The organism is Tepidiforma sp. (genome assembly GCF_034433535.1).
Taxonomy (GTDB): domain Bacteria; phylum Chloroflexota; class Dehalococcoidia; order Tepidiformales; family Tepidiformaceae; genus Tepidiforma.
Genome location: NZ_DAOUAO010000226.1, coordinates 20,659 through 30,107 on the forward strand (window position 1 = coordinate 20,659; position 9,449 = coordinate 30,107).

12 protein-coding genes are annotated in these 9,449 nt (G+C 72.2%); 4 read left to right on the forward strand and 8 right to left on the reverse strand.

Annotated features, from left to right (window positions below):
* Positions 1-5 precede the first annotated feature (5 nt).
* On the forward strand, positions 6-617 hold the full coding sequence (nadD, locus tag VAE46_RS11960) for a nicotinate-nucleotide adenylyltransferase (RefSeq protein ID WP_322797169.1): 612 nt from the start codon (positions 6-8) through the stop codon (positions 615-617).
* Here nadD and moaC read toward each other — a convergent pair.
* Both moaC and VAE46_RS11970 read right to left on the reverse strand, forming a co-directional pair.
* On the reverse strand, positions 583-1,098 hold the full coding sequence (gene moaC / locus VAE46_RS11965) for a cyclic pyranopterin monophosphate synthase MoaC (RefSeq protein ID WP_322797170.1): 516 nt from the start codon (positions 1,096-1,098) through the stop codon (positions 583-585). The two genes, nadD and moaC, sit on opposite strands and share 35 nt — an antisense overlap.
* On the reverse strand, positions 1,088-1,318 hold the full coding sequence (locus tag VAE46_RS11970) for a hypothetical protein (protein ID WP_322797171.1): 231 nt from the start codon (positions 1,316-1,318) through the stop codon (positions 1,088-1,090). The genes moaC and VAE46_RS11970 overlap by 11 nt, the downstream gene beginning before the upstream one ends.
* 209 nt (positions 1,319-1,527) lie before the next feature.
* Here VAE46_RS11970 and purM point away from each other — a divergent pair, with 209 nt between their 5' ends.
* A complete protein-coding gene (gene purM / locus VAE46_RS11975) occupies positions 1,528-2,574 on the forward strand; it encodes a phosphoribosylformylglycinamidine cyclo-ligase (protein ID WP_322797172.1) in 1,047 nt (348 codons plus the stop codon).
* Positions 2,575-2,603: 29 nt separating this feature from the next.
* On the opposite strand, the gene VAE46_RS11980 is transcribed toward purM, so the two are convergent.
* A complete protein-coding gene (locus VAE46_RS11980) occupies positions 2,604-3,461 on the reverse strand; it encodes a hypothetical protein (protein ID WP_322797173.1) in 858 nt (285 codons plus the stop codon).
* A gap of 214 nt (positions 3,462-3,675) precedes the next feature.
* On the opposite strand from VAE46_RS11980, the gene VAE46_RS11985 reads away from it, so the two are divergent.
* Positions 3,676-3,906, forward strand: coding sequence for a hypothetical protein (locus tag VAE46_RS11985; RefSeq protein ID WP_322797174.1), 231 nt, complete (start codon positions 3,676-3,678; stop codon positions 3,904-3,906).
* A 2-nt stretch (positions 3,907-3,908) separates the two neighbouring features.
* Here VAE46_RS11985 and VAE46_RS11990 read toward each other — a convergent pair whose 3' ends face one another.
* From VAE46_RS11990 to VAE46_RS12010, 5 genes are all read right to left on the reverse strand, one after another.
* The gene (locus tag VAE46_RS11990; protein ID WP_322797175.1) at positions 3,909-4,601 is read right to left on the reverse strand and encodes a phosphatase PAP2 family protein; all 693 of its coding nucleotides are present in this window, start codon (positions 4,599-4,601) and stop codon (positions 3,909-3,911) included.
* A gap of 362 nt (positions 4,602-4,963) precedes the next feature.
* The gene (locus tag VAE46_RS11995; protein WP_322797176.1) at positions 4,964-5,797 is read right to left on the reverse strand and encodes a hypothetical protein; all 834 of its coding nucleotides are present in this window, start codon (positions 5,795-5,797) and stop codon (positions 4,964-4,966) included.
* A gap of 73 nt (positions 5,798-5,870) precedes the next feature.
* Complete coding sequence (locus VAE46_RS12000; protein WP_322797177.1) at positions 5,871-6,599, reverse strand: SIMPL domain-containing protein; 729 nt, start codon at positions 6,597-6,599, stop codon at positions 5,871-5,873.
* A complete protein-coding gene (locus VAE46_RS12005; protein ID WP_322797178.1) occupies positions 6,596-7,399 on the reverse strand; it encodes an anti-sigma factor family protein in 804 nt (267 codons plus the stop codon). The genes VAE46_RS12000 and VAE46_RS12005 overlap by 4 nt, the downstream gene beginning before the upstream one ends.
* Complete coding sequence (locus VAE46_RS12010) at positions 7,396-8,016, reverse strand: RNA polymerase sigma factor (RefSeq protein ID WP_322797179.1); 621 nt, start codon at positions 8,014-8,016, stop codon at positions 7,396-7,398. The genes VAE46_RS12005 and VAE46_RS12010 overlap by 4 nt, the downstream gene beginning before the upstream one ends.
* Positions 8,017-8,097: 81 nt before the next feature.
* Between VAE46_RS12010 and VAE46_RS12015 the strand changes: the two genes are divergently transcribed.
* The coding region (locus tag VAE46_RS12015; protein WP_322797180.1) for a hypothetical protein at positions 8,098-9,449 on the forward strand (1,352 nt) is incomplete at its 3' end.

A 9,449-nucleotide genomic window follows, 5' to 3' on the forward strand; every position in this document is an offset into this window, starting at 1 on the left:
GCGGGGTGGCAAACGGGCGCGTCGCGGTGCTCGGGGGAACGTTCGACCCGCCGCACCTGGGGCACCTGGTGCTGGGGGAGTGCGCGCGCTGGCAGTTCGATTGCGAGCGGGTGCTGTTCGTGCCGGCCGGGGACCCCTACCGGAAAACGGGGACCGGGACGGCGGAGAACGCACGGGTGGCGCCGTCGGAGCGCCGGCAGGTGACGCCGGGGCCGGTGCGGCTCGCGCTGGTAGAAGCGGCCGTTGCGGGGAACCCGGCGTTCGTTGCCGACGGGCGCGAGGTGCGCCGGCCGGGGCCGAGCTACACCGTGGACACGCTCGAGGAGCTCCACCGGGAAGGGCTGGACGACCTCGTGCTGGTGGTGGGCAGCGATGCCGCGGCAGACCTGCCCAACTGGAGGGAGCCGGGGCGCATCCGCGAGCTGGCGCGCGTGGTGGTGGCGGAAAAGCCGGGGACGCCGGTGCCGGCGGGCTTCGAGGTGGTGGAGATGCCGCGGATGGGCGTGAGTTCGACGCTGGTGCGGGCGTGGGTGCGGGAAGGCCGGCCGATCCGCTACCTGGTGCCGGAGGGCGTGGAGGCGATCATCCGGGCACAGGGGCTGTACCGGGAGGGGTAGGCTCGCCGGGGGCGTGCCAGTCGCCGCTCTTGCCGCCGTGTTTTTCGAGCAGGCGGATGCCCTCGATGCGAATGCCCTTTTCGGCGGCCTTGCACATGTCGTAGACGGTGAGGGCGGCGACGGTGGCGGCGGTGAGCGCCTCCATTTCGACGCCGGTCCGGCCGGTGGTGCGAACGGTGGCGCGGATGCGCAGGGTGGTCTCGGAAGCCGGCTCGATGTCGATGGCGGCGCCGGTAATCAGGAGGGGGTGGCAGAGCGGGATGAGGTCGGGGGTGCGGCGGCTGGCCATGATGCCGGCGATCCGGGCCGTGGCGATGACATCGCCCTTGGGGACGTTGCCATGGAGGATGAGGCGGAGGGTTTCCGGGCGCATCACGACGAGGGCCTCGGCGACGGCGGTGCGGTCGGTCTCGGGCTTGGCGGAGATATCGACCATGCGGGCGGCGCCGCGGTCGTCGAGGTGGGAGAGGTCAGCGGCCATGGTGCCTGCGCCACATGAGCGTTTCGTAGCCGTAGGTGACGGCGTAGGCGAACCCGCCGACCAGCACGCCGCCGGGGATGCCCAGCCAGTGCGAGACCCAGGTATCGAAGGCGACGATCCCGATGCCGGCGCCGGCGAGGAAGGAGAGAAATGCGGAGCGGCGGCGCTCGGCTTCGAAGCGGTCGCGCAGGGGGTGGCGCCGGGGCGGGGAGACGGTCATGCGAGCAGTATAAGGTGGGAGGTTGGAGGTGGGAGGTTGGAGGCCCCGCCGCCCCGCCCCGCGGCCGGGAGCAGGGAGCGGGGAGCCGAAAGCCACGCCACCCAGAGCCCCGGCCCCGGGGGAGCAGGGAGCCGGGAGCCCCGCCCGCCGGCACCGCCCCGGGAGCGGGGAGCGGGGCACCCAGGGGTGGCGGATGGTAGGCTGTGGGGGTGACGGAGGAACGGAAGTACGCGGCGGCCGGGGTGGATATCCGGTCGCGCAGCCGGTTTGCGAAGGGGCTGCCGGGTATCCTCGCGCGGGCACGGCGGCCTGAGGTGCTGAGCGACGCGGGCCCGTTCTCGGGGCTGTTCCGGCTGGGCGAGCGGTACAGGGACCCGGTGCTCTCTGCGAGCGCTGACGGCATCGGGACAAAGGTAAAGCTGCAGCTGGCTGCAGGCCGGCTCGACCTGTGCGGCCCCGACATTGTGGGGCACAGCGTGAACGACATCCTCGTGTGCGGGGCAGAGCCGCTGTTCTTCCTCGATTACATCGCGGGGAACGGGCTCTCGAACGAGCAGAAGGAGGCGCTGGTGGCCGGCGTGGCCGATGCCTGCGCCGCGGCCGGGTGCGCGCTGCTCGGCGGTGAGACGGCTGACATGCCGGACGTGTACGCGCCGGGGGAGCTCGACCTTGCCGGATTCATCGTGGGGGTGGTGGAGCGCGACCGCATCATCGACGGCTCGAAGATTCGGCCGGGGGATGTGCTGATCGGGTTGCCGAGCTCCGGCCTGCACACCAACGGCTTCTCACTGGCGCGGCGGGTGCTCGACGTTGCGAACGGCGAACCCGCCGAGGAGACGCGGCGACGGCTGGAGGAGCGGCCGCCGGAGCTGGGCGGGGCCACGCTGGGCGAGGCGCTGCTTGCGACGCACGTGCCCTATGAGCGGGTGGTGCGGCCGGTGATCGACCGGGTGCACGGGATGGCGCACATCACCGGCGGCGGGTTCGTCGAAAATGTGCCGCGCATCCTGCCGGGCGGCGTGACGGCCGTGATCGACACCGCAGCGTGGGAGGTGCCGGGCATCTTCCGGCTGATCGAGCGACGGGGGCAGGTGTCGCGGGAGGAGATGTACGAGGTCTTCAACATGGGCATCGGGCTGGTGCTGATGGTCGGGCGGGATGAGGCCGAAGGGGTGCTGGCCGCGGTCGCGGGGTCGATGCGGATTGGGGAGGTGGCGGAATGGCGGGGACGGCCGGTGGAATTGCGGGGGTTGTAGGAGCCCAGCCCGCCGAGGGCGTTTTCAGCTCAGCCGAGCAGGTAGGCAAGGACCCCGCCGACCGGAAGCAGCAGCCAGACGGCGCCGGAGAGCACGATGGCCACGGTCGCGAAGAGGCGGGCATCATCGCCCGGGGGTTCGCCGGCGTTGCCGATCGCCTGCCAGAGGGCCGCGAGCGGGCTGCCCGCGATGAGGAGGGCTCGGCGGTGGGCGTGGCGCGCCCCGGCAAGGAGCAGCGAGGAGAGCAGCAGGAAGAGGACGAACAGCCCGGCGAAGAGCGCCGCGATCACCGGGCCGGGGATGCGGTCGACGGCGCCAAGGTACTGCCCGGCGGAGGCGAGGAGCGGGAGGACCGCGCCAGCGCCAACAAGGATGGGCGCGCCGACGCCCCCGCCGCTGAAGGCCGGGAGGAGCCGCTGCATCTCGGCGCGGGCGGCCGCGAGGAGACGGCGCTCGGCCGAGCCGGCGGGACACTGCGCCTCGCGCAGGGCGTACAGGCCGGCGAGGCGGGAGGCGACGCTGCGGGTGTAGCCCCGGACGATGTACCCGGCGACGAAGCCGGCCACGAGGGCGGCGAGCGGCCGGGCCGGGCCAAAGCCCCGGGGCAGCGCGAGCCCGCCGGGGCCTTCGCGGTCGAGCAATTCCAGGGCGCGGATAGCCAGGCGGTGAGCCGCGGGGAACTCGGCGGGCCGGGCGAGGGGCGGCGCAGCGAGCCCGGCGGCGATGCGCGCTTCGAAGGCAGCATCACCGGGAAGGGCAGCGAGCGCCTGCTCCGCAACGTCGTCGGGGCTGACGGTGAGGAGGCGGCGGGTCGTGTCGAGCTGGCGGGTCAGCTCGTCGAGCAGGGAGCCCGCGGCGCGGCGGCCCGGTGGTTCGGGGGTTCCCACGGCGGTGGAGTGTACGGCGGCGGGCGAGGTGGTGATACCGGACCGAGGGCGGGCGGGCCCGGGTTCGCTCGCCGGGCAGGGGGCGAACTGACCATCCGGAATTACGTGCAGTTGACCGGGGGCGGCTGCCACTCAGGGATTTCCCCGATTGTTGGGGGGCAGCCGCCCGAGTGACGATCAGGGTGCGCCCGATTTCGCGCAGGGGGGACCAGTAATGCGTGTGGTGTGTGCCTGGTGCGAGCAGCTGCTCGCAGACGGCCCCGGCCCGGTCTCGCACGGCATCTGCGAGGGCTGCGCGTTCGTCTTCGAGCGGGCGCATCTTCGGATGCTCGCGGAGCGGCAGCGGAAGCAGCGCCGGCGGACGGAACAGCGGGCTGGCGCTCCCCTGCCCGGTTTCGAGGCCGCGCTGTCGGAGCCCGGGGAGGTCTGCGCGGCGCGGCGCTAGAGCTACCAGCGCAACCGGCGGAGGGCCGCAGCGGGCAGCTCGCGGAGGCGGACATCGCCGAGCCAGCGGACAAACCACCAGGAGAGAACGACCACCACCCCGCCCATGATCATGTCGAAGAAGTAGTGGTTGCCGGTGACGGTGACGGCCCACCACATGACGGCCGACATGGCCACGGCAATGGTGCGAAGCGCGCGGCTACGGGTGTTGACCCAGATGGCCATGGTCGAAAGCAGAATCCAGCCGAAGTGGAAGCTGGGCAGGGCGGCGTAGTCGTTCACGAAGGGACCGGGCTGGAAGTAGTTCACGTTGCTGGCCGCGCCATGGACCGTATCGACGAAGCCGAAATCATAGCCGTGGACCGCCATTAGGCGCGGGGGTGCAGCCGGCAGCAGCCAGTAGGTCGCGATACCGACCAGGGCGGAGACGACGAGGACGTTGCGGACGAAGCGGAACCGGATGGGGTCCTTGAGCAAGAGCCAGAGGCCGATGGCGAGCATGACGGGGTAATGGCCCCAGGCGTAGACCCAGTTCGCGATCGCCATGGCGAGGTCGTTCTCGAGGAAGGCGGCCTGCCAGCGGACTTCGTGGAAGAGCCCGAGCTGCTGTTCGAGGCGCACGAGGTGGAGCGACCGGGCGACGGCACCGTCGACATCGTCGGGGCGTACACCGCGGACGTAGAAATAAACGATCATGAAGGCAGCCGTGATGGCGGCCTCAGCGGCCGCCAGGCGAACCCGGCGGGAACGGGTGAGAGGTACAGCTCCGGGAGCTTGCGCAACGCTCATGGCTGTTTCGGGCGGCCGGCGTTGGTTTACCGGATGGTTAACGGTACTGCCGTACCGGAGCCGAGGGCAAGGGGGCGGGAGGTGGGAGGTCGGAGGTGGGAGGTTGGAGGTGGGAGGTTGGAGCGGGGAGCCGGGAACCGGGAGCCCCACCGCGCGGCCGCCCTGCCCGGGAGCAGGGAGCGGGGAGCCGGGAGCGGCCTCTCCCTTTCTCCCTTTCTCCCTATCTCCCTTTCTCCCTTTCTCCCTTTCTCCCTTTCTCCCTACTCCCGTCACTCCTCGTAGGTACGGGCGAGGAGTTCGTAGAGCTGGGGGTCGTAGGACTTGAGCCAGGCGCGGTCGCGGCGGCCTTCGAGGTCGCTGTGGAGGAAGTAGGCCTGGGTGCCCTCGGCGAAGTACTCGTTGGCGTTGGTGGCGGCGTAGTCGCCGCGGTATTTCCCGGCGGAGATTGCGTCCTGGTAGTACTGGCGGACGTCGAAGTAGTCGGCCGGGGGCAGGGCCCAGCCCTGCACGAGGTGGCCCAGTTCGTGGTAGAGGATGTTGAGGCCTCCGCAGGGACCGGAGCGGCGCCCGAGGAGGTCGTCTTCGTTGACGGTGACGACCGGGTAATCGGCGCGGTCGGCGACGCCGCAGACGTGGGTGAAGAAGTCGCGGGCGGCGCTGTCGTCGAGGCAGCGGAACTCGGGCAGGTCGAGCACGCCCTGGTCGGAAGCGGCGACGATGACGTAGGCGCCATCGGCGGCGAGCTGCTGTTCGAGGTCGTTGTCGCGGAAGAAGCGCTCGACGGTGGCGCGGGCGGCTTCGAGCGCGCGCGGGGAGACGCTGCTGTTGGCGACGATGGCGATGCCGGCGGCTTCGGCAATCTGCGTGTATTCGGGGTGGAACTGGCGCGGCTGTCCGGGGTCCGGGAGGCGGGCGGTGCCCTGGCAGACGTTGCCCTCGGGCGTGAGGCGAGCGGCCGGCGTGGGCAGGGGGGCGGAGGTGGGTTCGGGGGCGGTCGCGGCGGGGCCCGTCCCGGGCGACGAGGCGAGCACCGCCCAGGCAGCGCCGGCGACCACGAGGATGGCGGCCAGCGGGGTGAGCACCGCGGCGATGACGAGCTTCACAGACGTAGCGTGGGGTGTGGCGGCGGGGCCCGGCAAGGGCCGGGGCGGGCAGGTTTACCGGCCGTTGCCGGGCTCAGCGGGCGAGGGCGAAGGTCACGGTCACGGTCACGGAGAGGGAGGCTTCGCCGGGCTCGATCGGCGTGCCGCGGGCATCTGCGCCGGTCGCGGGGGCGCGGGGGACGACGACCGAGGGTGAAGAGACTTCCGAGATGCTGCGAACCTCGCCGACCCGCACGCCGGCGGCAGCGGCGTAAGTCTCGGCGCGGGCGCGGGCATCGGCGATGGCCTTCTCGCGGGCCTCGCGGAGGAGTGCCTCGCGGTTATCGATGCCGAACTGGATGCCGTTGAGGCGGGCGGCATCGCCGGCGGCGCCGAGGGCCTCGTCGATGACCGCGCTGACCCGGTCGAGGTCGCGAACGCGGACGGTAAGGATATTGGCGACCGAGTAGCCGGTGATGCGGGGCGGCGAGCCGGTGGGGGTGTAGTCGTAGAGCGGGTTGAGAGCGATGTAGGTCGTCTGGATGTCGCGGTCCTCGACGCTGTTGGCTTTGACGGCGGCGATGAGGCGGTCGGCGGCATCGGCGGCGCGCTCGCGGGCCTCGGCGACCGTTGGGGCGGAGATTTCGATGCCGAGGGTGAGCGTGGCTACATCCGGGGGAGCGAACGCTTCGCCCGTGCCGCTGACGGTGATGCCTTCGACGGCGGTCGGGGCGGGGAGATTGATGGTATCGCCATCGCCGCAGGCCACGAGGGCGACGGCGAGTGCGGGGATGGCGGCGAGTGCGGCGATGCGGCGGTTCATGAGGAGCGCCTCCGGCGGAATTCGAGGGCAGCGAGTGCGGTGACTGCCGCGGCGGCGAGGACGCCGGCCAGGGCAAGGGGCCAGCGCGGCGGGGAGTCGTCGGCGGGCGCGGTTGCGGTGGGAACCAGCGTATCGGCGGGCGGCGCGCCGTCCGGGGCCGTGGGCGATTCTGCTCCGGTGGCGAAGGGGGCGACCGACTCGCCGCCGGCCTCGGCGGGGGTGGGCTCCGGACGACCAGTCTGCGGCGGTTCGGGCGTGGGCGACATGGCCCCCGCGCCGGAGGCGCCGCCGCCCGGCGGCGAGGCGATGCCGGGGACCGGGGTGGGCGCGAGTTCCGGCGTCTCCGGGGCGCTTGAGCGCGCGTCTTCGGGGCTTTGGGTGCCGGCGGCCATGATGTCGGCCCCGGGGGCGTCCTTCACTTCGGGCGCGGCGAGCTCACGCGAGCCCTCGTCGCCGCCGCCGGCGAGGGTGAAGGCGGCGGTCAGCGCGAAGGCGGCGACTGCGGCCGCCGCGGAAAGGCGCGCAGCGACGATGAGCGAAGGAGGGACGCGCGCCGGGGCCGGGCGAGCCTCGGCGAGCATGGCCGGGGTGAGGCGGTGGGAGCGGGAGGGCTCGTGCAGGGGGAGGGAGGCGAGGGCGTTGCGGAGGGCGCGCTGTGCTTCGAAAGCGGCCCGGCAGCGGCTGCAGCCCGCGAGGTGGCGTTCGAAGGCGGCCTGCCCGGCGGAATCGAGGCGGCCATCGACGGCGGCGACGACGAGGGCTTCGAAGCGGCGGTGGCGATGCAGGAGGCGCTGGATCATGGGTCCCCTCGCTGGTCCGGACGATGGAGGCGCCCGAAAAGTTCCGGGTTGCGGGATACGATGGCGCGGAGGCGTTCGCGGCCGCGGAAGATGCGGGATTTGACCGTGCCCAGGGAGGTGCGGGTCATGGCGGCGATCTCGTCGTAGGCGAAACCGTGGAGGTCGGAGAGGAGGACTGCCTGGCGCTGGTCGAAGGGAAGCTGGAGGAGGGCGCGTTCGAGTTCGGCGGAAAGGGCGGCGTGGTCGAGAGATTCGGCGGGGCCAGGGGCGGGGTCGGCGGGGTCGAAGGCCGGCGCTTCGGGGTCGTCGCGGGGGGTGAGGGAGTCGGTGCGGGGCCGGCGGCCGCGGCGGCGAAGCTCATCGCGGGCCTGGTTGACGGCGATGCGGAAGAGCCAGCTGCGAAAGGAGCCCTCCTGGAAGCGTGCGAGGCCGCGATAAGCGGCGAGGAAGGCCTCCTGGGCGGCGTCTTCGGCGGCGGTTCGTTCGCCGAGGAGGCGGAAGCAGAGGGAGTAGACGGCGGACTGGTAGCGGTCGACGAGCCTGTTGAAGGCGTCGAGATTGCCGTCTTTCGATAAAGAGACCAGGTGCTCGTCCGGGGGTTCGGGCGGGTTGGTCATGCTGGCCGAGGGTAGGTCAATCGGCTGTAAAGGGCGACGCGGAGACGCCGCCGGGAGCGCCGGGGAGGCTATGGTACTCTGATGACGATGGACAATGGCGAAGGCCGGCCCCTCGACGAACTGGAGTCGGGGCAGCAGGACCCGCAGGATTGGTACTTCGATCTGCCGAGTGACGCCTGGCGGCGCCAGGAAGAGAAGAATCGGATGCTGCGCGAGCGGCTGCGGAGCGGGGCGGAGCAGGAATCGCGGCCGAGCCCCTTTGTCCTCCGGAAGCCAGCCCCCGAGCCGAAGAAGCGGGGCGGATTGTTCGGATTCGGACGAAAGAAGAAGGACGAAGAACCCGGGCAGGCCGGAGCGCGGCGGCTGCCGCTGTTCGACGAGGCTGGCGAGGAGGATGAGGAGTGGTCGACGGAGCGGCCGGTGGTGCCGAAGGAGGAACCGGGACTGCAGCTGCGTCCGCGCGAGCGTTCGACGGAGCGCGACCCGTGGGCGGGGCCGGGCGGCGGCTGGAACCTCGGCGAGCAGCAGTTCGGCCGGGCAGCTGACGACGCGACGAACCGGGGCGTGCCGTTCGAGCAACCGCAGGCGCAGGGGCCGACGCCTCCCGCTGAGCCTCCGCCGCTGCGGCTGCGGCCGCGCCGCGAGGAGCCGGGGGAACGCCGTCTGAACTGGGATTTCGGCCCGGGTGCGTGGCCGGGACCGGAGGACGCGGCCCGCGAGCCAGAGAACGACAACCCCGAGGACGAGGCGAGCATCTTCGCGAAGATGCAGCAGTGGGCGGAGCGGGGACGGGAAGAGCAGCATCGCAAGTTTGGGCTCCCGGCCGGGGAGCACGGGGTGGTCGAGGAGGAAGTCGATGCGGCGGCCGCCGGGTGGCACACGCAGGACACCCCGCCAACGATGCCCGGCGAGGCGCCGGCTGGCCGGGTCGAGGAGGCACCGGCGCCCGGGGAGCCGATGGAGCCGGTTCCCGATACACCTGCGGGCGGGCTGCGCCTCGCGCCGCGCCGGCGCGAGGGGGAACCGGGTGAGCCACGCCGGAGCAGCAAGTGGGATGAGTTCTTCGGACTCAACCGCGCGGAGGGCGAGGAGGAGGGCGGTGCGGGGCTCTCCGAGGGGCTGGCGGCGATGCGGGAGTGGGCGAAGAAGAAGCCGCTGGGCGAGGACATCCGGGAGATCCCGGAGGAGTTCCTGAAGCCGTTCGACTGGGAGCTGGAGGAACAGAGCCCGGCCGGGTCCGCGAGCGATGTCCCGGAGGAAGACCAGTTCGCCAGGTTCCGGGTCGAACCGCAGCAGCCGGCCGGGGACTGGCAGGCAGAGGCCGCCGACGAGGCGCGCGACGTCCCGGAGGAGGACCCCTTCGCCAGGTTCCGGGGCGAACCGCAGCAGCCGGCCGGGGACTGGCAGGCAGAGGCCGCCGACGAGGCGCGCGA